Consider the following 22,788-nt stretch of genomic DNA (forward strand, 5'->3'; position numbering starts at 1 on the left):
ATTCGATCTGATCAACACTTATATGGAAAAAGGGAACATTATTTTACCGTCACAGGTATCGTCACTTTTTTATTGCCCCACTTCGCGGTGATGCTTGTTTTACCTTTAGCTAGCGCAACAATTCTGCCATTCGCTACCGTGGCGACATTCGGCTTGGAGCTGCTCCACACCGCACTTCCTGTCACCATCAACGTTTTCCCTGTATCATACTGAGCCATTACCCCTAGAGCCGAGCTGGACTGCGGAGACAAAACCAAACTCTTCTGACCCATAATCAGCTTCTGGAGGGTAGGTACTACGTTGACTTGTACAGTAACGGTCTGACCCTGATACGTACCAGTCAAGGTGGCTTGTCCTTCGTTCATCCCTTTGACCGTACCATTTTTCACCGCAGCCACGCCGGGATTGGATGACGTCCACACAACAGATTTGGATAGGTTTACTGTTTTGCCACTGGAGTACGTCCCCATCACTTTAAGCGGGGTAGATTTTTTGATCGTTAACTGGATTGTTGCAGGCTTAACCTCTATCTTGCTAATGGTGTCTGTCACCGTTATCGGTACCTTAACGAGGGTCGATCCGTACTTCCCTTGCAGTATCACTTTACCAGGAGTGACGCCTTTGATCTTTCCGTTCTCAATCACAGCCAGGTTACTGGACACCGTCCATACAATATCGGATGTGACCTCCTCTTCCTTGCCATTAGCACGCGTAATGCTGACTTTCGGAAGCGTGCCTTCGTTTCCTTTTACAAACGTATACGCATTAGGTGAAGCCTTGATGCTTTTGATTTTATCCTGCACCTGAACAACCACCTGTGCTTTAACCCCGCTCACTTGAGCAACAATCGTGGCCTCGCCTGCAGCGATCGCTTTGGCTTTACCTTTTGTGATTGTCACCACAGCAGTATTGCTAGTGGACCAGGTTACTCCCCCGGTAACATCCTGTTTATGGTCCGCGCCTTCCACCGTCGCCAGCACCTGATAGGATGTAGTCTCCCCAACATTCATCTTCTGCGGACTGCTACCTGAAATCTCAATGGAGATAACATCACCTGACGCTGCCCAAACTGACGTAGGCACGACAACCGTAAGTGCGATAATTAGAGCAAGCATACCTCGTAACGACCATTTGATTCGACTCTTGTCCATGTCCAGTCTCATTCTCCCATCATCCAACCGTTTAATTTATTTTTCGCCTAATATTTTACTATCTACTATACTTTATATCGGACATTGGATGGTTAAAGTTAAATGACAAAGTGCAAGGACAGGTAGAACCATTTTATGATTTTCATTGTATAATATATATAAGCGATGAAATACTGTTCTAATAACAAGTGAGGTGAAGCATGTATGATCGAAAAGAATCTGCTGGACGTGGTCGCTGTCACCAATAATCGCAAACGCATGAGAACCATTTCCACTTCAACATCTACGAAGGTACGCTCAGAAGATGAGATGGTCTTACTAATGAGAACGGCCCGCAATCGTTTTGAAAAGGCACTCAAATCCGGAAAGATCGAAATTATTAACGAGCGTGAATGGAAGCTGCGTTAAGAATACAGGTGAACTATGGAGCGTATAAAAACACCAGAAATTCAGAAAAAAATTCAATGGGCTAAAGAAAAGCTTATTGAACTTGCAGGCGATGTATCCAGAAGAGAACTTAAAGAATTCTATGTCATGGGGATCATAACTCCTATACTTGATGAACTAGATGCAGATCCAGCAATCATTGTTGGTGGACATGCCGTTGAACTATATACATCTGGAAGCTATAAGACAGCTGATGTTGATCTTGTAATGATCCGAGATGATTTAGCACGAGCTCTATTTGATGAACTAGGTTTCGTCCGAGAAGGAAGGCATTACTATGTATCTGAGATGGATATACCAATTGAAATCCCTTCGGATACACTTGAGGGTTCGAAAGAAAAAATAATCAAATTAAACACACCAGAAGGTTATTGTTATGTGATTGGAATAGATGATCTTATCCTAGATCGATTAAGAGCAGCCGAGTTCTGGTCTGATGCCCGTAGCCTGGAATGGGCTCGTTACCTCATGTATAGCCAATTCGATAACATTGACCTGACATATATAAGGAACACGGTAAACATAGAAAATATCAAATTGGCATCCCGGTTTGAAAAAGAATATCAATGGGTTATTGATCATATGTTTGAATAAAGAGGAACCCGATAAGGGCTCCTCTTTATTTGCTTCTTTCATCTCATTAAGTTGAAACTACTGTATTTCTTCTATCCACCCTGCTCATGCTCTGGCAAAATCAAGCGTTCGGCCCCGCCCATATATGGACGCAAAGCTGCCGGAATATAAATGCTACCATCTGCCTGCTGATGGTTTTCCAGCAGTGGGATCAAAATGCGCGGCGAAGCTACGGCAGTATTGTTGAGCGTATGGCAGTAGACCAACTTGCCCTCCTCATCACGGCAGCGAATGTTCGAACGCCGAGCCTGAAAATCATGCAAATTCGACGAAGAATGAGTTTCCCCATATGCTTCGCGGCTTGGCATCCATGTTTCGATGTCATACTGTTTGTACGTTTTCTGCGACATATCTCCCGTACATACCGCCACTACACGATAGGGCAATTCAAGCCGTTGCAGCAATTCCTCTGCATGTCCCGTAATTTCCTGTAGCATCCGTTCTGATTCGGCCGCATCCGGCGCACACAGGATGACCTGTTCTACTTTGGCAAATTGGTGTACACGGTATAAGCCCCGCACATCCCGTCCTCCCGAGCCTACTTCACTGCGGAAACACGTCGACACTGCGGCCAGCTTCACGGGCTCTTTCACATCAATCACTTCATCCGCATAATACGAAACCAGCGGCACTTCCGATGTGCCGACCAGCCATTTGTTCTCTCCTTGCAATTCATATACCTGATCCCGGCCTGTCGGGAAAAATCCGGTGTTTACCAGTGTATCCTCCCTGACCATGAGCGGAACCTCCAGCGGGGTGAATCCCTTCTTCAGCAACAGGTCCAGTGCAAGTTGCTGTACCGCCCGGTGTAACAACAGACCTGCCCCCTTCAATACATAGCTTCGCGTTCCACCGATCTTCACACCCCGCGGAATGTCGATCAGTTCGTGCATCTCTCCCAGCTCGACATGATCTCTGGCCTCGTAGTCAAACACAGGTAGCTCTCCCACTCGCCGTAGCTCTACATTATCTTCATCCGACAAGCCCACAGGCGTATCTGGCGACACGATATTAGGCACCAGCCATTGCAGTCTGGTCACTTCCTCCTGGATTACCGCCAGCTTGGCTTCCTCTTGCTCCAGCTGTTCATTCAATTGTTTAACCTGTGCCCGCATCTTCTCCGCTTGCTCACGCTCACCCGACTGCATAAGCTTCCCGATCTCAGCCGATAGTGTATTACGCTGACGACGCGCTTCTTCTGTTTGCTGCAAAAGCACTTTGCGCTCGTCATCCCGCTGTATTAACGCAGCGATATTAACCTTGATCTTCTTCCCGTCTGCTGCCGCCTGAACCTCTTCTGCATGTGCCCGAACCCATTTCATGTCTAACATGGTCACCGTCTCCTTTGGCTAAAAAAATACAAAGAGCGCCCTCATCCCTTGGGACGAGGAGCGCTCTGCTCGCGGTGCCACCCAACTTGCCAAATCAGTTCAAATCTCCTGATTCAGCCTCTTGGTCCGCGATAACGGGCGGTTCCGGTTAACTTGGGATAGTTTCAATTCGCTCCCTGGCGAAAACGCCTCTGAGTTGGATTCTCTTCAACGGCATGATCCGATCTGTAATTGTGTTTCTCAGTATATACGAAGACAGAACAACATTGCAACTCATATATGCCCGTTTACGTATCTTTCCAAAGCTGGATCAAGTACAATTGAAATAACTTCTAAAACACCAAGGGGTGAATTTATGTTTTTCTTCATCATCTTTCTGTTGATTAGTTTATTCGGACTCGTCTTTGGAATCAGAGCCCTGCTCATACCGAATTCCTGGCCTTTCAACCGGAATAAAGGCGAGTTAATACTTTCCGACATCATACGTATTAAATTCAGAGGTATTTTCCTTCTTGCAATTAGTATCGTCATGGCTTTAGCTTCCATTAAACAATTAGTCGAGTAACCGTTTTTCAAATATATGAGTTGTCCTATATAACAGTTCAGACTATGGTAAATTAAGCTGTCGAGGGGAGAAGATATTGCATGAATATGGACCCAAACCATCTGAATTCATCCGAGGGCGAAGCCGCCAAACAAAGAGCAGATGAACTTGCCCGCCAAGCCCAGCGAGGTTCATGGTTGAGCGGAGTTTTCACTACGATCATTATTGCCGCTGTGGTTATTGGTATTTTGTTTTGGATCGCTTACGCTAGAACTTCTTAAACCACAGGATTGCCCAGGAAATACTTTTGTTATGATGGATAACGATACGATGATTTAAACCGACGCAACGGCTGCTGGTCCCTTGAACAACTTGCCAAATACATAACGCACTAGCGGCCCAAGTACAATCAACTGATAAGGCAATGCCAGACCGAAGTTACGTACAATCGTATGAAGATACGCATTGATTACGGAATCTCCTTCTAGCTGACGTGCAGTATAGGCTGTAATGATGCCATATAAAGACATCAGCAAAACCATGCCGATTACCATTAAAAAGGACATCGTAACTACACCTTTAATTTTACTCGACCTCGCAAATGAGAAGGAAAATGTGATTTTTCTAGCTATCGGTCCCACGATGAACGACTCCACCAAAAAGGCGATGGCAAAACAGATCACAAATTGGAGCAATAGCTGCGGCACGGACATCTGACTTAACATCCCCGTATGCCATAGATTGAAGGTCATCATCACTACGACCATTCCTGTACACATCATAAGTCCAAAAATCACTTGTTGTTTCTTGCTTACTGGCAATACACTCATCCTTTCTGTAACTTGGATCATTATAGACAATCGGACTACCCTCACATAAGTGAACATTCTGTGAACGATTTACCGACTAGACACACTCCCGTCACTGGCCTATAATTACACCTAGTAATGCCCGTAACTTCATAGTTTCCCAGGGGAGTCGGAATTGGCCGGCTGAGAGTGTATCCCATCAAGATACTAACCCTTAGACCTGATCTGGATCATGCCAGCGTAGGAATCGGAGTATATTGCAACGGCACAGCTATAAGCTGAACGCCACTCTCTCACGCCTGCACGCGTCCCGGATTACGGGGCGCTTTTTTTGTTTTCTTTTGACAAGCAGAAACAGAAAAATGACGTTATTCGGATAACCCGCACGTATAAATCCGTCGATTTATGCAAAGGGATTGGATATGAAGCCAAGGAGTACCCCCGTGCCATCTGGCCGGACATACCGAAGGAGAGAAACACGATGAAATGGCGTAAAACGATGGGAATGTTACTCATGTGTGTGCTACTCGTTACCGTAGCTGCATGTGGTGGCAAAGAAGCCGCTCCAACAGAGCAGCAAGGTGCAACAGGCTCGGAGCAAACCAATAAGGATGGCAACACTGCACTGAAAGATGTGAAGGTCGTGCTCGACTGGACTCCAAATACGAATCATACCGGTCTGTATGCAGCGGTGGACCAAGGTTTTTATAAAGCAGCAGGTTTAAACGTGGAGATTGTACAGCCGGGAGCCGGCGGTGCGGATACGATGGTTGCCTCGGGTGAGGTGCCGTTTGGCGTCAGTTACCAGGAAAGTGTCACTCAGGCACGTACGCAGGATGTTCCCCTTGTGTCGATTGCCGCAGTTATTCAGCATAATACATCCGGTTTTGCCGCTCCAGTGGATCGTAAGATCAAATCACCCAAAGACTTTGAAGGTAAAACTTACGGCGGCTGGGGTTCCCCGGTGGAAGAAGCAGTGATGCAATCCATTATGGAGGGCGAAGGTGCTGACGTATCCAAAGTCAAAAAGATTAACATGGGCGATGCCGACTTCTTCACAGCTGTGAAACGGGACATCGACTTTGCGTGGATTTTCTATGCCTGGACAGGAATTGAGGCTGAATTACGCGGGGAACCGATTGACATGTTATATGTGAAGGATTATGCCAAAGCGCTGGACTATTACACTCCTGTACTCGTGACCAATGAACAGACGATTCAGAAAGACCCTGAACTGGTGAAGGCTTTCCTAAAGGCCACTTCTGAAGGATATCAATATGCGATTGATCACCCTGAAGAAGCAGCGAACATTTTGATCAAAGCTGTTCCCGACCTGGACAAAGAATTAGTACTCGCAAGCCAAAAGTGGCTCAGCCCGAAATACAAAGATGATGCCCCGCGCTGGGGTGAACAAAAGGAAGAGGTATGGAAGAACTACACCGACTGGATGTTCAGCAAGAAATTACTGGATAAAGAGATTGATGTAACGAAGGCTTACACCAATGATTTTTTACCACAGTAGTATTAAATCTAAATGTAACCATGAACTTTGATATTTACACGTTTTGAACGAAGAGGACAGGAGAAAACTAGAGCGAAGCGATCGCTTATAAGGCTCGCCGAGTTTCCCCCTTCTACATCAATTGAACTACTCATTTACACATTAACGGAGAGGACAGAAAAAACCTGAAAAAGCGGAGCGGTCGCCTTTATCACCGGATTTTCCCCTTTGGAAAAGGGAATCAAAAAAATCTGGGGATAACAGCGATTGGAAGGTTATTCTGTCATCGAAGTGTATGTGTAAACCATCTTTAGTTGAATTTATTTAGAATTTTTCAAAGAAACTGGGGATAACAGTGATCGAAAAGTTGTTCTGGAACCGGAGTGGCACGTGTAACGATATACTTTTCATTTTACCCACACACGAAAGGAGCATTAATCTCTCATGGCAAGTACATTACTCAGTATTCAGGTTATTCCCAAAACACCGAACGGCGAGAACTCTTATCCATACGTAGACCGTGCCATCGAAGTGATTCAGCAATCCGGCCTGAAATATCAGGTCAATGCGCTAGATACCACCATGGAAGGCGAACTGGATGAACTGCTGGAGGTTGTTCGCAAAATGCACGAGGTGCTTGTGGAAGCCGGTAGTCCAAGTATCATCTCCCAGATCAAAATCGCACATAGCCCGGACGGATTCAGCATGGATACACTGACGGAGAAATATCGCTAATGTCTGCCTATTTCAAAAGTGTATGGCCGCCCCTCGTGGCGGTTATTCTCTTTATTGCGATATGGCAAGGGGCCGTCTCCCTATTCCACATTGAGAAATGGATGTTGCCTGCCCCGTCCGATATCGCTCGCGAAGCAGCGTCTCAGGCTGACCGATTGGGTATGCACGCCTCTGCAACGATTCAGCTAACCCTTATCGGATTTGTCGCCGGGACAGCGGTCGGTCTGTTCATTGCGATGGTGCTGCATCTGATCCCTTTTCTGAAGTCAGCTTTGTATCCACTACTTATTCTTAGTCAAAATATCCCGACCATCGCACTTGCACCGCTCCTGCTGATCTGGTTCGGCTTTGGCCTGCTACCCAAATTGATTACTATCATTCTGGTCTGCTTCTTCCCGGTAGCAGTCGCTGCCATGGACGGTCTAACACGCACGGATGCGGCGATGATGAACTATATGCGCATGGCAGGTGCGAATCGCCGTCATATTTTTTGGAAACTGGAGCTTCCTCATGCCCTTCCATCGATATTTTCCGGTGTCAAAATCGCCGCTACCTACAGCGTGATGGGTGCCATCATTGCGGAATGGATTGGTGCCGACAAAGGCATCGGTTATTATATGATGTTGCAGAAATCGGCTTACCGCACGGATCGCCTTTTTGTTGCCATCATGATTATCGTGGCACTCAGCCTGCTGCTTTTCCTGCTCATTGCGCTGTTAGAGAAGCTGCTCGTTCGCTGGCGCCCACAGAAGCGCTAGTTTTGCATATCAGAGGTTAACGTATTATGTACTTAGGAAGTGACTCCCTATGAAAAGATACCCGAAGGATAAAACGAATGGTCCGGTTTCCATTTCGGTTCCTCCCGCGCTAGACATTGTTAACTTGCATGTGTCCTTCAAGGAACGGCGGCAGAAACTGTCTGTGTTGAATGGCTTGTCCCTGACGGTGGAAAAAGGGGAGTTTGTTGCCATCGTCGGCCCTTCCGGCTGCGGCAAAAGCACCCTGTTCCACATCATCGGTGGCTTGCTCAAGCCGCAGGATGGCCAAGTGCTCATGAACGGCAAGCAAGTTACGGGACAACGCGGACATATCAGCTACATGCCACAGCAACCCGCCCTTTTCCCATGGCGAACCATTGAAGACAATGTGTTGCTGGCAGGCGAGATCGCTTCTGCTACAGCGTTCACTGCCCCCGTTGCTCCGCGTGCCGAAGCGCTCGCAGAGGCAAGACAGTGGCTGGGCAGCGTTGGTCTTGCAGGCTTCGAGCGGGCATATCCTCATCAGCTGTCAGGCGGAATGCAACAGCGTGTTGCTTTCCTTCGTGCACTGCTCAGCCCGCAGGAACTGATGCTGCTTGATGAGCCATTTAGCGCGCTCGATGCTCTGACGCGGAGCGACATGCAACGCTGGTTGCTGGATATCTGGGAACAGAATCGTCGCTCGGTGCTATTCATCACCCATAATATCGAGGAAGCACTACTACTGGCGGATCGGGTCTATGTATTATCCAATCGACCGGCGGCTGTGCTACACGAGGTTCATGTTCCTTTTGACCGTCCAAGACGAGATGAAATAACAGAAGAGCCTGCCTTTCTCGAACGCAAACGGCAGATTGCCCAGTGGATGAAAGAAGAACAGCAGAAAGCCCGCCTATCTTGATAGCGCGGGTTTTTTAGTTATATTTTTCCTAATATGGGTGATCCAACACCATGAACTCGGCGTTATATATATACATACCTACGATATAAGGAGGCACTCCCCATGCATTCTCCAACGTTTGCACCATTAATCGATGCCCACATTCATTTTGATAAATACACACATGAGGAACAGGAGAAGATGTTGTTAAGCTTATCATCGCATCAGGTCGAAGCCGTCATTGCGGTTTCTATGAATCTGGCTTCTGCTCAGGCCAATCTGGAACTTGCTAAACAGCATCCGCGTTACATCTATCCGGCGTTTGGCTATCATCCCGAACAGCAACTTCCCTCCCTCAACGAGCAAGAAAAGTTCTTTCTTTGGATTGAAGAAAACATTGGACATGCTATTGCCATCGGTGAGGTAGGCTTGCCCTATTACAACCGTGAAGAAGCACAGCGAGCAGGCCTTAGCTTTGACCAAAACGGATATATTGATCTGCTGGAGCAGTTCATCATCCTCGCCAAAAAACACCATAAACCCATCATCCTGCATGCCGTGTATGAGGATGCCGATATAGCCTGCGAACTGCTGGAGAAACATCAGTTTACACGCGCCCACTTTCACTGGTTCAAAGGATCCAAGCAGACCATTCGGCGTATGGCAAACAACGGGTATTATATCTCCTTCACACCCGATATTCTATACGAGACTGAGATTCAGGAGCTTGCCCGGCAATATCCAGCAGAGCAAGTGATGGCCGAGACCGATGGGCCTTGGCCTTTTGAAGGGCCGTTTCAAGACAAGATGACACACCCGGCTATGACACGTCAGGTGATTCAGGCCTGGAGTGAGGTTACAGGTATGGGAATCGAGCGAGCCACACGTCTTTTTTACCGGAACACCATGCGTTTTTATCGCCTGCCAGAATAAGAGAACGCAGCAATAAAGCAACACTGAACGAGGGCATAAGCACGAAAAAGCCAGTCGGATTCTTGTTGAGCAGCTCTCCACTAAGCATACGTTGGCATATCCAACTAACCTTGGAGTAGCTGTTCAATTCTGTCCTACTGGCTTTTGAAACTAATTTTGAATTTACTATTAATCTATCTATTTCATTACCGCTTCAAGAACCCTCTGCGTTCAAGGAATGCTCTCACCTGCATACGAGCAGGCTCGGTAAGACGCTTCGCCATGAGTTCAGACCAAGGGGTTGCGCGCTCACCGTGGGTACGTTCTTTCAAGTATTCCGTCGTGGTCACATCATACTCCTGAACACCTTCCAGGGTCTGAGCCGGCTGGTAGTGATTATGATGTAATACCGCCTTCAGTGGAAGACGTGGCCGGATACCGGTTTCCTGATCCGCAACCCCGATACACATCCCGTATACTGGATAAACGCCATCCGGTAATTGGAGCAATGTAGCTACTTCTTCAATACGAGTGCGGATTCCGCCGATATATACAATGCCGAAACCGAGCGATTCGGCTGCAAGAGCAGCATTCTGAGAAGCAAGGGCAGCATCAATCGTAGCTACCATAAAGTTTTCGGTGGAGTCCGCATAAGACTCCTTCTCCGGAAGATGACGCGCCGCTGCATCCTTCAATCGATATAGGTCAGCACACCATACGAGAAAGACCGGACATTCATTGACATAAGCCTGGCCCCCGGCAAGCTCAGCCAGTTTGGCTTTCTGCTCTTGATCTGTCACAGCGATCACCGAGTAAGCCTGTACATTGCTTGAAGAGGATGCCATCTGTCCCGCCGCAACAATAGCTGCGAGTTGTTCCTCACTGACCGGGTCTGGCTTGAATTTACGTACAGAGCGATGTCTCATCATCAGTTCAATCGTTTCATTCATGGCTGTTCACTCCTAATCCTCGAAGTACGAACTTTACCGTCTCTTCGGCAAGTTCCTCTGTATTCATATCCTGATAATCAAAACCAAAACGCGAGTGCTTGGCCCGCTTATGCGCAAGTGCTACGCCCATAACCTGAAGCATGGCATAGGATGAAGATTCGATCTTGAACAGTCCCTCATCTTTACCTTGCTGTAGATACTCTCTTACTTTATTCCAGACCGGATCCAGATATTGAAACACCGTTGCAGTCCGATGAGTACGCAGCGTAATCTCCAACTGTACAATGTCACTCATCTCGCGATCCGTCATCGTAAACCTCACGACTTCACCAACAATTCGGCGGATACCTTCTACAGGGGACATCGATTCTGCAGCTAACTTACTCAGAATATGTTCAGGGAAAAAATGCTCAAATAGTGCATCGAACACTTTCTCTTTACCGCCAAAATGATAAGACACCAGCGACACATTTGCCCCCGCCTCATCACAGATTTGACGAACACTCGTCCCGTCATACCCTTGTAATGCAAAAAGTTTTTTAGCTGCAAGCAATATCCTCGTTTTGATATCCAATTCCGGTTCCGTCATTTGTTTCTCTCCTCTTATCCGTTCATGTCAGTTGCTACAGTATTTTACGCAGACTGTAGCCCTCACTTCATCCCATCTATTATATTACACCAAGCACCCCGATGAAAATCACCGGGGTGCTTGGTACAAAACAACGCAGCTTCATAATGCGTACGTATATTAGCTGTTTGCTGGAGCCGGGCTTGGCATGCCAGCCGGTTTGCGCCCTTTTTTGAGCAGCGTCACAACGAGGGACAGTGCAACAGCGATCAGCAGTACAACAACGATGGAGCCTGCAGCAGACTGCACGCCCGGGCCACCTAGTTGCACGCTTAGAATACCCTGAACCGCATAGGTTGCAGGTAAGTAGTGACCGATTCCGCTGTAGAAGCTGTTCAACAATTCACGCGGCACCATCGCACCGGATGACACCAGTTGCAGGGATAGCGAGATGATGTTAAACACACTTCCTGCTGGTCCAAAGCAAATCAGGAAGAACTGGGAGAAAAACATGAACGTACACAGGAACAGTGCCTGGAACAGCCAGAAGGCCACAAATCCTTGTGCAATCTGTCCTCCCAACGCCACGATCAGAGAAGAACCAAGCAAAGAAACAACCAATGCAGAACCTACATTAATGACAACTCGGGCACCGAACAATGTCATGCGAGAATACATTGAAGACAACATACCCATAGCTACTTGAAGATTCATGCCCATAATCATGGCGCCTACATAAGAGGCAAGCACCATCATCATCGGTACCATCTGATTATTCATGCCGTTCACCGGATTAATCGATGTTGTCTTGCCTTCCACTCGGTTGGTCAGGTTCGTAGCGGCCTGAGCAGCTTGATCGGCAGAAGCACCGGAAGCGGTAAGAACAGTTTGCACGCCTTGCGCGGAAGCTTGTTTATTAATGGTGTTGGTCACGCTCTGTGACACACCTTGCATCATACTTTTAATCGTTACCGGATTGGCTTCATTAATCGTATATTTGATCTCGGCAGTGGCGCCAGCCGTTTGAAGGGATTCATTAAATCCTGCCGGAATGTCCAGCACCATGTGCACTTGATGATGGTTCAATTGATCCAGTGCTTCAGAGGCACTCAGGTTAGCCACGGTATGGAAAGGCAATGTTTCTGCCAATCGATCCGCAATCCCTTTGGACAGTTCACCATCCTCATTCACAATAGCTACCGTTAATTCTTTCGTCCGATCGTTCACACCGGAATATGCGGTCATCCAGATCACACTAAAAATAACCTGAAACATCAGTGCAGTAACAATGCCTATGATCACTGGTGGTTTTTTAAATAGGGTACGTAGAGCTTGCAGCATATAATTATGTTCCTCCATCTTCAAAATAGTTCAAATTTGATTTAAACATCCGTTTGAATCAAACGATCGTTTAAATTTTAAAGGCATATGTCTTTATTGTCAATATACTTTCGTAATATTCAGAAAATTCAGCCTGCATTTTCATGAATGAAGCTGGGTTTATTTTCATGAGTGTCAATCTTGGTTGGCTTATGACCGCTTTTGCGTAAAAAAATACGCAGTTCGCCTTGAAGCGAGCCGCGCATTTTAAAGGATCATCATTGATCTGTTACATAGCTCTTATTACCCAAGTGTTAATCTCTTATCTTATGACTTCGTTCGAGCAAGCTTCATCCGCTGCAACCGCAGGGCGTTCAGCACAACGGATACCGAGCTAAATGCCATTGCAGCACCTGCCAGCCACGGAGCCAGAAATCCCGCGGCCGCGATCGGTATGCCAATCACATTATAGCCAAGCGCCCAAAATAGATTCTGCTTGATATTGCCCATCGTGCGGCGGCTCATCTCGATGGCGTCTGCAATGCTGTTCAAGTCACCACGCATCAACGTAATATCTGCGGCTTCCATCGCTACGTCGGTTCCGGTTCCAATCGCCATTCCGATATCGGCTGTAGCCAGTGCGGGGGCATCGTTGATGCCATCTCCAACCATGGCAACCTTTCGGCCACTATCTTGCAATTTTTTCACTTCCGCTGCCTTGCCTTCAGGGAGAACTTCTGCCAAAACGTTCTGGATGCCCGCTTGCTCTGCTACCGCACGAGCTGTTCGTTCATTGTCTCCCGTAATCATAATGACATCGATCCCCATAGATTGAAGCCGTCCAATGGCCTCCCGAGAAGTATCCTTGATCGTATCCGCCACCGCAATGATGCCCGCCCACTGGCCTTGAGAAGCAACCAGCATAGCCGTACGGCCCTGTTCCTCCAAAGCGCTCATCTGCTGTATGCCTTCCTTCGGTACCTCTACGTTCGCATCTGCCAGCAAGCGGCGTGTTCCCACGAGAATCTCTTCAGCAGATACCGTTGCACGGACACCATAACCAGGGATGTTCTCAAACGATGCGGCCGATTCCAAAAGCAGACCTTTCTCCCGAATACCGTTCACAATCGCCTCGGCTAACGGGTGCTCCGAGCTTTGCTCTGCCGCTCCAACACGCTTAAGCAACTCTGATTCTGTCCAGCCGGGTGCAGCAATAACATCAGTTAATACAGGCTTGCCTTGGGTAACGGTTCCTGTTTTGTCGAGCACAACCGTCTGAATCTGCTGGGCTGACTCCAGATGTTCACCGCCTTTAAACAGAATGCCATATTCCGCCGCACGACCTGAACCAGCCATGACAGAGGTCGGTGTCGCCAGCCCGAGCGCACATGGACAGGCGATAACGAGCACAGCTATCGCTTTTTCCAACGATCCGGCGAAGTCCCCCGGACTTGCAAACAGATACCAGATCAAAAAGGTCAGTACGGCAATCCCCACCACAATAGGCACAAATATTCCTGAGATCACATCGGCAATCCGCTGAATAGGTGCTTTTGATCCCTGTGCCTGTTCGACCACTTTAATAATTTGCGATAGAGCCGTATCTGAGCCAACTCGGGTCGCCTGAATACGAAGAACACCGTTTTTGTTCAGCGTTGCACCCGTGACGGGATCGCCAGGCTTTTTATCGACAGGTAGACTTTCTCCACTCAGCATGGATTCATCGACAGAGGATTGACCCTCTTCTACGATACCGTCCACCGGAATGCTGTCTCCAGGCTTTACCAGAACCAGATCACCAACGGCTACATAGGAAGCCGGAATCAAAACTTCCTGTCCGTCACGGATAACACGTGCTTCACGGGGAGCGAGTTCGATCAAGCTTTTAATTGCCTGTGAAGAGCGCCCTTTCGCCACAGCCTCGAACCATTTTCCAAGTAAAATCAACGTAATCAAAATCGCACTTGTCTCATAATACAACTCCACCATCGGCATAGCGGTAGCGCCTGCAGCAGTTCCTATACCCGTTCCCATTGCACCATGATCCATACTCTGACCCATACTGGCATCAGGTAAGTACCCGCTCGTGAGCGTCAGATACAGGCTATAAAAAAAGGCGGCGCTTGTTCCGAGTGCCACAAGTACGTCCATGTTAGCACTACCATTGCGAAGCGCTTTATATGCACCTACATAGAACTGCCATCCAATCACAAATTGCACGGGTGTCGCCAGTAACAGCTGGAACCATGGGTTCAAAAACAGCTCAGGTACATAAATGCCCGATGTAAAGGAGAAATGGGCAACCATTGCCCACAATAATGGAATGGACAAGAGTGCGGAGATCATCCATTTCCATTTCTTACGCTGTAGCTCCCGTTCCCGAACAGAGGTCGATTCCTCCTGTGTTAATTGTAATGCAGCGCCATAGCCTAACTGTTTGATTTTGGCTGTAATATCGGACGGTTTGAGGGTACCCGCTGCATATTCAATATGCCCTGTCTCCAGCGCCAGATTAACGTTAGCTTGGGTGACACCCGGCAACCGCGACAGCCCTTTCTCAATACGTGCAGAACAGGCTGCGCAGGTCATACCCGTAATATCCAGATCGACGGATTCTGTCACCGTACCGTAGCCAAGTGCCGCGACTTTGTCCCGTAATGCGTTCACACTGGTCGTTTTGGGATCATACGAGATGGTTGCCTGTTCAATGGCAAGGTTCACATTAGCTTCATGTACGCCTTCCATGCGGGACAACCCCTTCTCCACACGTGTAGAACATGCGGCACAGGTCATACCCGTAATGTGCAAGGTTGTCTTGAGACCCGAATTCTCCACAGGTACAGGAGTTGGTACAGGTTCTATATTTTCAGATGCGCCCGTTGTCATCATGTTAGCTCCTTTCGAACGTTTTATATACCCTATAGGGGTATATTCAGGACGGAAAATCAGGCTTAAACCCTCCCTTGTATAATCAAGTTCAACTGAGAATCAAGAGGTCTAAGCCTGTACTGCCATCTTTCGTTAATGAACTTCTCTCGAATCAATTAAACAACGTCGTATCCTTGATCTTCAATTGCGGCTTTGATCTGATCTACGGTAACCGCCTGCTCATTATATTCTACAGCTACTGTTCCGGCTGCCAGATCCACCTGACCATTTGCACCCGCATTTTTCACCGCTTCTTCAACGGACTTTACACAGTGATTACAAGACATCCCTTTGACATTCAACGTAACATTAGACATGTTTCATTCCTCCTCGATTGAGTATGTTCGTATTTACTATATAAATTGAACTAAAGATTATTTACATGGGCACTCCGTTTCTGTGTAAACGATTAGTTCAAAATATATAGTTTATCATCTGCACATTACTTCATCAGTTTTCTAACGGTAACCAGTAATTCATCCACGACTTCGTGTTCGCCGGCCTGAATACGTTCCACAATACAGCTCTTCATATGCCCTTCCAGCAAAAGCTTGCCTACCGAATTGAGCGCTGACTGTGCTGCTGCGATCTGGGTTAACACATCATCACAGTATGTGTCCTTATCAATCAGCCCTTTGATGCCGCGAATCTGACCCTCGACCCGGTTCAAACGAGAGATCAGGTTGCCCTTCATCTCCTGCGAATGGTGGCTTTTACGAATGGGCTTGCCGTCTTTATCGAGGTTCACGGCGTGGCATGAATCCGCTTGTTGCTCGGACTGCTGTTCCGCAGTGTATACCGGCTCTTCGGGATGGCTTTGATGTTCCATCATAACACCCCTTTTCTTTCGTTCTTCATTCAGATTAACATACCCCCACGGGGTATTCAAGGGATTTCTAAATAAGTTGGACTAAAGATTTTACACGGCCCACTCCGATGACAGAATAACCTTCCAATCGCTGTTATCCCCAGATTTTTTTGGATTCCCTTTTCTAAAGGGGAAAATCCAGGGATAAAGGCGAACGCTCCGCTTTTTCAGGTTTTTTCTGTCCTCTCCGTTATTGTGTAAAAGAATAGTTCAACTTATATATTCTTTTATATTGAACGTTTTGTGTATGTAGTCATGGCACTCAGATTTATTTCGCTAGTGGGTTTACAATTATAATGGAAACTCCATTCTGCTGCTACGCACCCTTAACCCCATCTGTTCATAAAAAGCCTGTGCATGCGAGTTGAATGTAGAAACCGTTAATTCTAAGTGGTCTGCCTGAAGCTCTCTCCCCAGATCCAGCATGGTCTGCACTAATCGTTTGCCTGTTCCATGTCCTTGGTGACTTGAATCCACCACGAGTTCGTGGAGGTATAACATCCTGCGATCCGCAAAAAGCGAATGATCCTGAATGATGCTCAGCTGTGCGCTACTGAAGCCGACAATTTTACCAGCCTCTACGTGTTCCGCTACATAGAGGTAACGATCATCCTTCGCAAGCCAATCGGCATACTCCTTTTCCCCAAGCCTAGGGTGCAAAGGTTTGTAAATGTCCGGTCTTGCCTGTACATGTAACTCGTGTAATTGATCCAACAACGTAGATACACCAGGATAGTCAGCAAGCTGTGCATTTCGGATCTGTATGGTATTCTTCATATTTGTTCCCTCCACCTTTCCTTATTATGTATTTATAATATTATACTAGGACGAAAAAGCAGATACCCTAAGGTACCTGCTCTGTCGATTAATACTATTTTTTGGAGGTTGTATTGATTTCTTCGTTATAAGCAACCGGTGATGGTTTAGCTGCCCAATCATCCGCCTGTGGCTCAATGTCCACGCCATTCAAGATCTTCTTTTTCTCCATCAAGGAGTCGCCATCTTCATCCAGTTTATTGCGAAGTTTTGCTTCATCCTGAGGTTGATTGTTCTGTGTCATCGTGTAAATCCTCCTTTTGCAATCTCATGTTGGATTCTGTTCCTGTATATAATTACCCAATGATTTCAAAATCATTCTGAGCTACATCAGCTGAACAAAAGTTCTTACACACTGCACTCCGATGATAGAATAACTTTCCTCGATGTAAAAAAAGACGCTCCCCGGCCATATTCATGACCGTAGAAGGACGTCTGACAAAATGTCCACTCTCAGTGGACGTTCACATTATGTTTAAGCTATCTTGTCGCCTGATCTTGGCGAGCAAGTGTAGCAAGTGCGCGTAGCGCTGCATTGATCTCGTGCTCCACAGCCTTAGCGACCGCATCGGTATGCGGATCATACTCGGCAGCAAGATCACTGTCTGCGAAGCCGTCAATCGCTACAATGGCTCCAGCCCGTGCACCACGCAAGGTGCTTACGATATAGAGTGCAGCGATCTCCATCTCGGCGGCAAGTGCTCCAGCCTGCTTGTATTTACGGTGTGGAATCTCCTCTACCCCTGTAAAGAATGCATCCAGTGTTACTGTGATTCCCACGCCAACTTTGGTAGCCCCCACACCTGTGAATGATGCTGCTCCAGCTTCTGTTCCTGCCTCACCACTCACAGCCTCACCTTCACCACTGCCTGTCTCACGTGCAGCAGCAACCAATGCGCTGGTCACATCAATATCCGCCACCGCCGGGAAGCCATCTGGTACTAGCTGACGTGTCAGCCCATCGGAGCGTACAGCTGCAGTGCTCACAATAACGCTACCTGCTGGATAATCGGCTGTATATGAGCCTGCTGTGCCTACACGAATCAGGGTTTTCACTCCTGCGCGAATCAATTCCTCGAAGCACACAGCTGCACCCGGTGAACCTACCCCATGACTAACCACGGCCATCTGAATGCCTTCATACTCACCTACAAATGTGCGATATTCGCGGCTGAACGCGAGCTCTCTGGCATTCTCCAACTTTCGGGAAATTTTCTCCGCACGAGCCGGATCACCGCACACGATAGCATACGCTGGCATATCTTCCGAATGAATCTGCAAAATCGGCATCAACATCTTAATCAAACTCCTTCTTCGTCCACTCATCCTCAGGAATCGGCAGATCCTCACCCGAGAAACGCTGTTCCTTGAACGGATCGGCAAAATGGTGGAAACCATTGCTTTCCCAGAAGCCGTTGCGATCCTCTGTCATAAACTCCAGCCCACGCACCCACTTTGCACTCTTCCAGAAATACAGCTGTGGCACAACCAGTCGCAGTGGGAATCCATGCTTCGGTGTGAGTGGCTCGCCGTTATATTTGAACGCAAGCAATACATCATCATGCATCAGTTCTTCGAGTGGCACATTGGTCTCATAATCATGGTCCGCATGAATCATGACGTACTTCGCTTCTGGTTTAACCCCCAGCAGCTTCATGAATTCTGAGAAGCGGATACCCTCCCACGGTGTATCAAATTTAGACCAGCGGGTAACGCAGTGAATATCACTTACCATGTTCACCTGCGGCATCGCTTGAAGCTCAGCCAGAGAGAACACCTTCTCTTCTTCGACTTCACCAAAAACCTTCAAATCCCAAGTGGAAAGGTCATACTCCGGCACTTCCCCTTCATGCAAAATCGGGAATTTCTCCGTCAGCACCTGACCTGGCGGCAACCGATCTCCGTAATCGGCGCCAGCTTTCGGTGGTGGTGTTTTGGTTTTTTTCAAACGCTCAGCTTTGTTATGCACGTCCCTGATTCCTCCTTTGCTACAATTAACGTGAGCTTCCGCCTGCTTTCAATGCATCCTGCGCATACGTCCGGTCTTTGAAAAAGAACATCGCCACCAGTGTTACAATATACGGCAACATCATGGTGAAATGGGTCGGCAGAGAGAAGCCTTGCAGACGAATACTGAGTGCTTCCATGAATCCAAAGAGTACACTAGATCCCATCACCCCAAGCGGGTTGGCTTGTCCCAGCATCGTAGCAACCAAAGCGATGAAGCCGCGACCTGCGGTCATGCCTTCGGTGAACATCGTCACCTGACCAAGGGACAGCTGCGCTCCAGCCAGTGCACACAGTACACCACACATCAGTAAAGCACCATACTGAATGCCGCGTACCTTGATGCCAATGCTCTGTGCTGCAATCGGGTTCTCGCCTACGGAACGCAGACGGAAGCCGGATACACTTTTAAATAGATAGAACTGTAAAGCAATAACAATAATAATGCCTAGATATACGAGTGGGCTATGACCAGATAACACCGTGCCCACCCAAGGAATATCCTTAATCAGCGGAATGTCCAATTTCGGGAGGCCCACCATATTTTTATCATAGTATGCACCTTTTACGTCGAAGATTGCCCGCAGGGCAAAGGTCGTGAGTCCCGCCGCCAGAAAGTTCAACGATATACCGACGACGATGGCGTTAGCCTTGAGATTAATACTTATAAATGCAAAAAGCGCCGAGAACAGCATCACGATAATAATCGAAAACAGTACTGCCAAGAGTACATTGCCGAACAAGTAATTGCCCACAATCGCGGAGAATGCCCCGATCAGCACCAGTCCTTCCAAACCCACGTTAAACAGACCGACGCGCGAACATAAAGCCCCGCCAAGTGCTGCGAGCAGAATCGGCGTCATAATCCGCAAGGTTGAGCCAAACATGGCTGCATCAAACAGTTGTTGCATTGGACTTTTTCTCCTTTCTCCGCTTCAGGAAGGAATAACCGATCTGTGCCGAGACAAACAGTGTCAAGACAGCCTGAATTACGCTACCAACTTCCAGAGGGACATCTGTATTCCGCTCCATGCCCATCGCCCCTGTCTGTAACGCCGCGAGCAGAATAGCCGCTACAGCTGTACCCAGTGGGTGCGAGCGCGCCAGCAATGTAGCCATGATGCCGCTCCACGCATAACTTGCCGAGGATAACGAGCCATCCAGGAAACGATACTGCGTACCTAACACTTCGCCAGCACCCGCAAGACCTGCAAGTCCACCACTAATGACCATGGACAGCATCATCATACGAATCCGGCGAACACCGCCATAAGCCGCAAAAGACGGATTGCTACCCAGCATACGAATTTCATAACCCGTCACCGTTTTATGCGTAAACCAGTAGATCACCATCGCCGCTATAATCGCTATAATGAAACCCGCGTGCAGTCCCATACCCTGAAATAGCTTCGGCAGCCAGACACTCTGATCAATCATTGGTGTCTGCGCCATCGCTGCTGATCCTGTCTTATCTTTGAATGGATACGAAACCATATATCCACCAAAATACGTCGCAATATAGTTAAGCAGTAGTGTGGTAATCAAAAGGTTCATGCCAAAGCGTGCATCCAGCCACCCTGCAAAAAGGGACCACACACCGCCGGCGATAATTCCCGCCAAGATGGCAGCAATACATACGAACCAGCCCGGCCCTGGCAGATAAAGCGCCGTGAGCGCCGCACTGAGTCCGCCCAGAATCATCTGGCCTTCCGCACCCATATTGAAAAATCCGGCGCGGAATGCCAGTGCAACACCCAGACCCGCCAAAATAATCGGCGTGGCACGTGCCAATGTATTGGTGAAGAAGTAGAAGTTACCGAAGGCACCCTTCCACATCTCGGCATACGTATCTATGACATTGCCGCCAACGACCAGAATGGCGATCGCACCGGCGAGCAAGCCAATCAATACGGCAAGTAGCGGCTGCACAAGTCCGCGAAGTGTTTCTTTTACCCGATTCATACCCGCTCTTTCCCTCCTGCCATCAGCAAGCTGATCTGTTCTTCTGTCGCTTCCGCTGCCGGAAGTTCTCCGGCAATCTCGCCTTCATACATCACGATAATGCGATCCGATAATTGCAAAATCTCTGACAACTCGGATGAGATCAACAGGATACCTGCTCCCTCATTCCGCTTGCGCAACAATTCCGCGTGAATAGTCTCCATTGCACCGATATCTACCCCACGTGTAGGCTCTGCCGCAATCAGGAACGGTGTATCCTGCGCAAATTCACGTGCAGCAATCAGCTTCTGCAAGTTACCGCCCGATAGAAATTGGGCTTTTGTTTCCGCCGAGCCTGTCTTGATGCTAAAATGTTTGATCCAGCTTTCCACCATTGCTTTGGCTGCTCTGGCCTTGATCATGCCCCGCTTTTGCAGACGATGATGGTGCCCCATCAGTCCGTTCTCCTTCACGCTGGCATCCTTCGCAGCCCCCCACATATAGCGGTCTTCCGGAATATGGGCGAGACCATGCTCCCGAATCCGGCGTACCGGCCAATTGGTCGTGTCCTGTCCGGATAGAAGCACTCGCCCTCCATCCGGCTTCCGCAACCCGGCAATCACCTGAATCAATTCGGATTGACCGTTACCGGAGATGCCCGCAATCCCGACCACTTCACCTTTGCGAACCTTCATATGAATATTATTAAGTGCAGAGCGGTCTTTGGCTCCCGAGAGTTGAACAGCTTCCACCTGAAGCACAGCTTCACCCGGAACAGATGCGGGTTTGTCCATTCGAACCAGTTCACGCCCTACCATCAGACGTGACAACTCCTCTACATCGGTATCCTTCGCTTCTAATGTACCTGTGACTTGTCCATCTCGAAGTACGGTGATTCGATCCGCAACATCCATAACCTCTTGCAGCTTGTGTGTGATAATGACAAAGGTTTTGCCCAGCTTCGCGAGCGATTTCATATTCGCCAGCAGTTCTTTCACTTCAAGCGGAGTAAGCACCGCCGAAGGTTCATCCAATATAATGATGTCTGCTCCCTGATGCAGCACTTTAAGAATTTCTACACGTTGTTGCATACCCAGGGGACATTCTCCAACTCTTTTCCACGGGTCGACCGGCATGCCGTATTGTCTGCCCAATTCATCGACCTGAGCTGCCGCTTTTTTTCGATCAAATACCCCTGCCGCCGCAGGTTCACGTCCAATGACAATATTCTCCGCTACCGTAAAGGATGGAAACAGCATGAAATGCTGGTGCACCATGCCAATCCCGCTCGCCATAGCCTGAGATGGTGTTGCAAAGCTTACCTCGCGCCCACGGACTTTAATCGTGCCTGTTGTCGGTTGCTCCATCCCGTACAGCATACGCATTAGCGTCGTTTTCCCTGCTCCATTCTCCCCGACGAGAGCATGAATCTCCCCCTCGCGAAGATTAAAATGGATATCCTTGTTCGCCGTGAAGCTACCGTATTTCTTCGTAATTTGCTCCATCTCCAACAGCATACCTTGCGTTCGCTCCTCTCGGTTGATGTAAGTCAAGCTATAATTGATTACACTTGCCACTCCGATGATAGATTAACCTTCCGATTGCTGTTATCTCCGGATTTTTCTGATTCCCTTATGAAGGGGAAAATCCGGTGATAAAGGCAACCGCGCTGCTTCTTCAGGTTATATC

General features: G+C 48.1%; 24 protein-coding genes and 1 riboswitch. Of the genes, 8 read left to right on the forward strand and 16 right to left on the reverse strand.

The genetic code is table 11. From position 1 onward, the window contains the following. Positions 1–38: 38 nt before the first annotated feature. The gene (locus BLQ13_RS10170; RefSeq protein ID WP_244159275.1) at positions 39–1,163 is read right to left on the reverse strand and encodes an Ig-like domain-containing protein; all 1,125 of its coding nucleotides are present in this window, start codon (positions 1,161–1,163) and stop codon (positions 39–41) included. 192 nt (positions 1,164–1,355) lie between these two features. On the opposite strand from BLQ13_RS10170, the gene BLQ13_RS10175 reads away from it, so the two are divergent. Continuing rightward, positions 1,356–1,559, forward strand: a complete 204-nt coding sequence (locus BLQ13_RS10175) for a hypothetical protein (RefSeq protein ID WP_090918774.1) — start codon at positions 1,356–1,358, stop codon at positions 1,557–1,559. A 15-nt stretch (positions 1,560–1,574) separates the two neighbouring features. Next, positions 1,575–2,192, forward strand: a complete 618-nt coding sequence (locus tag BLQ13_RS10180) for a hypothetical protein (RefSeq protein ID WP_090918776.1) — start codon at positions 1,575–1,577, stop codon at positions 2,190–2,192. A 71-nt stretch (positions 2,193–2,263) separates the two neighbouring features. Here the strand turns inward: BLQ13_RS10180 and serS are convergent, their stop codons facing one another. Beyond that, positions 2,264–3,562, reverse strand: coding sequence for a serine--tRNA ligase (gene serS, locus BLQ13_RS10185; RefSeq protein WP_090918778.1), 1,299 nt, complete (start codon positions 3,560–3,562; stop codon positions 2,264–2,266). A 645-nt stretch (positions 3,563–4,207) separates the two neighbouring features. Here serS and BLQ13_RS10195 point away from each other — a divergent pair. Continuing rightward, positions 4,208–4,387, forward strand: coding sequence for a hypothetical protein (locus BLQ13_RS10195; protein ID WP_090918782.1), 180 nt, complete (start codon positions 4,208–4,210; stop codon positions 4,385–4,387). Positions 4,388–4,441: 54 nt separating this feature from the next. Here the strand turns inward: BLQ13_RS10195 and BLQ13_RS10200 are convergent, their stop codons facing one another. Further along, on the reverse strand, positions 4,442–4,936 hold the full coding sequence (locus BLQ13_RS10200) for a DUF2798 domain-containing protein (protein WP_420848928.1): 495 nt from the start codon (positions 4,934–4,936) through the stop codon (positions 4,442–4,444). A gap of 131 nt (positions 4,937–5,067) precedes the next feature. Beyond that, positions 5,068–5,180, forward strand: a riboswitch (TPP riboswitch). Between the two features lie 216 nt (positions 5,181–5,396). Here BLQ13_RS10200 and BLQ13_RS10205 point away from each other — a divergent pair. The 5 genes from BLQ13_RS10205 (at position 5,397) to BLQ13_RS10225 (ending at position 9,722) form a co-directional block, all read left to right on the forward strand. Beyond that, on the forward strand, positions 5,397–6,437 hold the full coding sequence (locus tag BLQ13_RS10205; protein WP_090919031.1) for an ABC transporter substrate-binding protein: 1,041 nt from the start codon (positions 5,397–5,399) through the stop codon (positions 6,435–6,437). A 423-nt stretch (positions 6,438–6,860) separates the two neighbouring features. After that, positions 6,861–7,151, forward strand: a complete 291-nt coding sequence (locus BLQ13_RS10210) for an MTH1187 family thiamine-binding protein (protein ID WP_090918785.1) — start codon at positions 6,861–6,863, stop codon at positions 7,149–7,151. Beyond that, entirely contained in the window at positions 7,151–7,909 is a 759-nt protein-coding gene (locus tag BLQ13_RS10215) for an ABC transporter permease (protein WP_090918787.1), read from the forward strand. The genes BLQ13_RS10210 and BLQ13_RS10215 overlap by 1 nt, the downstream gene beginning before the upstream one ends. Positions 7,910–7,958: 49 nt before the next feature. Further along, a complete protein-coding gene (locus BLQ13_RS10220; RefSeq protein ID WP_090918789.1) occupies positions 7,959–8,810 on the forward strand; it encodes an ABC transporter ATP-binding protein in 852 nt (283 codons plus the stop codon). 102 nt (positions 8,811–8,912) lie between these two features. Further along, positions 8,913–9,722 (forward strand): TatD family hydrolase, encoded by an 810-nt coding sequence (locus tag BLQ13_RS10225; protein ID WP_090918791.1) that lies wholly within the window; start codon positions 8,913–8,915, stop codon positions 9,720–9,722. 185 nt (positions 9,723–9,907) lie between these two features. Here the strand turns inward: BLQ13_RS10225 and nfsA are convergent, their stop codons facing one another. From nfsA to BLQ13_RS10290, 13 genes are all read right to left on the reverse strand, one after another. Beyond that, on the reverse strand, positions 9,908–10,651 hold the full coding sequence (nfsA, locus tag BLQ13_RS10230) for an oxygen-insensitive NADPH nitroreductase (RefSeq protein ID WP_090918793.1): 744 nt from the start codon (positions 10,649–10,651) through the stop codon (positions 9,908–9,910). Then, positions 10,644–11,240, reverse strand: coding sequence for a TetR family transcriptional regulator (locus BLQ13_RS10235; protein ID WP_090918795.1), 597 nt, complete (start codon positions 11,238–11,240; stop codon positions 10,644–10,646). Before BLQ13_RS10235 ends, nfsA begins: the two co-directional genes overlap by 8 nt. A 159-nt stretch (positions 11,241–11,399) precedes the next feature. Continuing rightward, on the reverse strand, positions 11,400–12,560 hold the full coding sequence (locus tag BLQ13_RS10240; RefSeq protein WP_090918797.1) for a YhgE/Pip domain-containing protein: 1,161 nt from the start codon (positions 12,558–12,560) through the stop codon (positions 11,400–11,402). A gap of 306 nt (positions 12,561–12,866) precedes the next feature. Next, the gene (locus BLQ13_RS10245; protein WP_420848929.1) at positions 12,867–15,425 is read right to left on the reverse strand and encodes a heavy metal translocating P-type ATPase; all 2,559 of its coding nucleotides are present in this window, start codon (positions 15,423–15,425) and stop codon (positions 12,867–12,869) included. A 158-nt stretch (positions 15,426–15,583) separates the two neighbouring features. Continuing rightward, positions 15,584–15,784 (reverse strand): copper ion binding protein, encoded by a 201-nt coding sequence (locus BLQ13_RS10250; RefSeq protein ID WP_090918799.1) that lies wholly within the window; start codon positions 15,782–15,784, stop codon positions 15,584–15,586. Positions 15,785–15,909: 125 nt separating this feature from the next. Further along, complete coding sequence (locus BLQ13_RS10255; RefSeq protein WP_090918802.1) at positions 15,910–16,296, reverse strand: metal-sensitive transcriptional regulator; 387 nt, start codon at positions 16,294–16,296, stop codon at positions 15,910–15,912. 330 nt (positions 16,297–16,626) lie between these two features. Then, the gene (locus tag BLQ13_RS10260; protein WP_090918804.1) at positions 16,627–17,112 is read right to left on the reverse strand and encodes a GNAT family N-acetyltransferase; all 486 of its coding nucleotides are present in this window, start codon (positions 17,110–17,112) and stop codon (positions 16,627–16,629) included. Between the two features lie 94 nt (positions 17,113–17,206). Then, positions 17,207–17,395 carry a hypothetical protein gene (locus tag BLQ13_RS10265; RefSeq protein WP_090918807.1) on the reverse strand — a complete coding sequence of 63 codons (189 nt, stop codon included), beginning with the start codon at positions 17,393–17,395 and terminating at the stop codon, positions 17,207–17,209. Positions 17,396–17,631: 236 nt separating this feature from the next. After that, complete coding sequence (locus BLQ13_RS10270) at positions 17,632–18,447, reverse strand: nucleoside phosphorylase (RefSeq protein WP_090918809.1); 816 nt, start codon at positions 18,445–18,447, stop codon at positions 17,632–17,634. A gap of 1 nt (position 18,448) precedes the next feature. After that, entirely contained in the window at positions 18,449–19,120 is a 672-nt protein-coding gene (locus tag BLQ13_RS10275) for a sulfite oxidase-like oxidoreductase (RefSeq protein ID WP_090918811.1), read from the reverse strand. 25 nt (positions 19,121–19,145) lie between these two features. Continuing rightward, the gene (locus tag BLQ13_RS10280) at positions 19,146–20,069 is read right to left on the reverse strand and encodes an ABC transporter permease (protein ID WP_090918812.1); all 924 of its coding nucleotides are present in this window, start codon (positions 20,067–20,069) and stop codon (positions 19,146–19,148) included. Next, positions 20,053–21,120, reverse strand: a complete 1,068-nt coding sequence (locus BLQ13_RS10285; RefSeq protein WP_090918814.1) for an ABC transporter permease — start codon at positions 21,118–21,120, stop codon at positions 20,053–20,055. Before BLQ13_RS10285 ends, BLQ13_RS10280 begins: the two co-directional genes overlap by 17 nt. After that, a complete protein-coding gene (locus tag BLQ13_RS10290; protein WP_090918816.1) occupies positions 21,117–22,616 on the reverse strand; it encodes an ABC transporter ATP-binding protein in 1,500 nt (499 codons plus the stop codon). The genes BLQ13_RS10285 and BLQ13_RS10290 overlap by 4 nt, the downstream gene beginning before the upstream one ends. Between the last annotated feature and the right edge of the window lie 172 nt (positions 22,617–22,788).

Source organism: Paenibacillus polysaccharolyticus, from assembly GCF_900102085.1.
In the GTDB taxonomy this organism is placed as follows: Bacteria; Bacillota; Bacilli; order Paenibacillales; family Paenibacillaceae; genus Paenibacillus; species Paenibacillus polysaccharolyticus.

What these genes read in the sequence shown, in the direction of transcription:
- BLQ13_RS10265 (WP_090918807.1), bottom strand. Translation starts at nt 17,395, where the DNA reads ATGACACAGAACAATCAACCTCAGGATGAAGCAAAACTTCGCAATAAA.
- serS (WP_090918778.1), bottom strand. Translation starts at nt 3,562, where the DNA reads ATGTTAGACATGAAATGGGTTCGGGCACATGCAGAAGAGGTTCAGGCG.
- BLQ13_RS10250 (WP_090918799.1), bottom strand. Translation starts at nt 15,784, where the DNA reads ATGTCTAATGTTACGTTGAATGTCAAAGGGATGTCTTGTAATCACTGT.
- nfsA (WP_090918793.1), bottom strand. Translation starts at nt 10,651, where the DNA reads ATGAATGAAACGATTGAACTGATGATGAGACATCGCTCTGTACGTAAA.
- BLQ13_RS10200 (WP_420848928.1), bottom strand. Translation starts at nt 4,936, where the DNA reads ATGAGTGTATTGCCAGTAAGCAAGAAACAACAAGTGATTTTTGGACTT.
- BLQ13_RS10205 (WP_090919031.1), top strand. Translation starts at nt 5,397, where the DNA reads ATGAAATGGCGTAAAACGATGGGAATGTTACTCATGTGTGTGCTACTC.
- BLQ13_RS10215 (WP_090918787.1), top strand. Translation starts at nt 7,151, where the DNA reads ATGTCTGCCTATTTCAAAAGTGTATGGCCGCCCCTCGTGGCGGTTATT.
- BLQ13_RS10225 (WP_090918791.1), top strand. Translation starts at nt 8,913, where the DNA reads ATGCATTCTCCAACGTTTGCACCATTAATCGATGCCCACATTCATTTT.
- BLQ13_RS10175 (WP_090918774.1), top strand. Translation starts at nt 1,356, where the DNA reads ATGATCGAAAAGAATCTGCTGGACGTGGTCGCTGTCACCAATAATCGC.
- BLQ13_RS10260 (WP_090918804.1), bottom strand. Translation starts at nt 17,112, where the DNA reads ATGAAGAATACCATACAGATCCGAAATGCACAGCTTGCTGACTATCCT.
- BLQ13_RS10255 (WP_090918802.1), bottom strand. Translation starts at nt 16,296, where the DNA reads ATGGAACATCAAAGCCATCCCGAAGAGCCGGTATACACTGCGGAACAG.
- BLQ13_RS10270 (WP_090918809.1), bottom strand. Translation starts at nt 18,447, where the DNA reads ATGTTGATGCCGATTTTGCAGATTCATTCGGAAGATATGCCAGCGTAT.
- BLQ13_RS10285 (WP_090918814.1), bottom strand. Translation starts at nt 21,120, where the DNA reads ATGAATCGGGTAAAAGAAACACTTCGCGGACTTGTGCAGCCGCTACTT.
- BLQ13_RS10195 (WP_090918782.1), top strand. Translation starts at nt 4,208, where the DNA reads ATGAATATGGACCCAAACCATCTGAATTCATCCGAGGGCGAAGCCGCC.
- BLQ13_RS10170 (WP_244159275.1), bottom strand. Translation starts at nt 1,163, where the DNA reads ATGAGACTGGACATGGACAAGAGTCGAATCAAATGGTCGTTACGAGGT.
- BLQ13_RS10240 (WP_090918797.1), bottom strand. Translation starts at nt 12,560, where the DNA reads ATGCTGCAAGCTCTACGTACCCTATTTAAAAAACCACCAGTGATCATA.
- BLQ13_RS10245 (WP_420848929.1), bottom strand. Translation starts at nt 15,425, where the DNA reads ATGACAACGGGCGCATCTGAAAATATAGAACCTGTACCAACTCCTGTA.
- BLQ13_RS10210 (WP_090918785.1), top strand. Translation starts at nt 6,861, where the DNA reads ATGGCAAGTACATTACTCAGTATTCAGGTTATTCCCAAAACACCGAAC.
- BLQ13_RS10220 (WP_090918789.1), top strand. Translation starts at nt 7,959, where the DNA reads ATGAAAAGATACCCGAAGGATAAAACGAATGGTCCGGTTTCCATTTCG.
- BLQ13_RS10280 (WP_090918812.1), bottom strand. Translation starts at nt 20,069, where the DNA reads ATGCAACAACTGTTTGATGCAGCCATGTTTGGCTCAACCTTGCGGATT.
- BLQ13_RS10290 (WP_090918816.1), bottom strand. Translation starts at nt 22,616, where the DNA reads ATGCTGTTGGAGATGGAGCAAATTACGAAGAAATACGGTAGCTTCACG.
- BLQ13_RS10235 (WP_090918795.1), bottom strand. Translation starts at nt 11,240, where the DNA reads ATGACGGAACCGGAATTGGATATCAAAACGAGGATATTGCTTGCAGCT.
- BLQ13_RS10180 (WP_090918776.1), top strand. Translation starts at nt 1,575, where the DNA reads ATGGAGCGTATAAAAACACCAGAAATTCAGAAAAAAATTCAATGGGCT.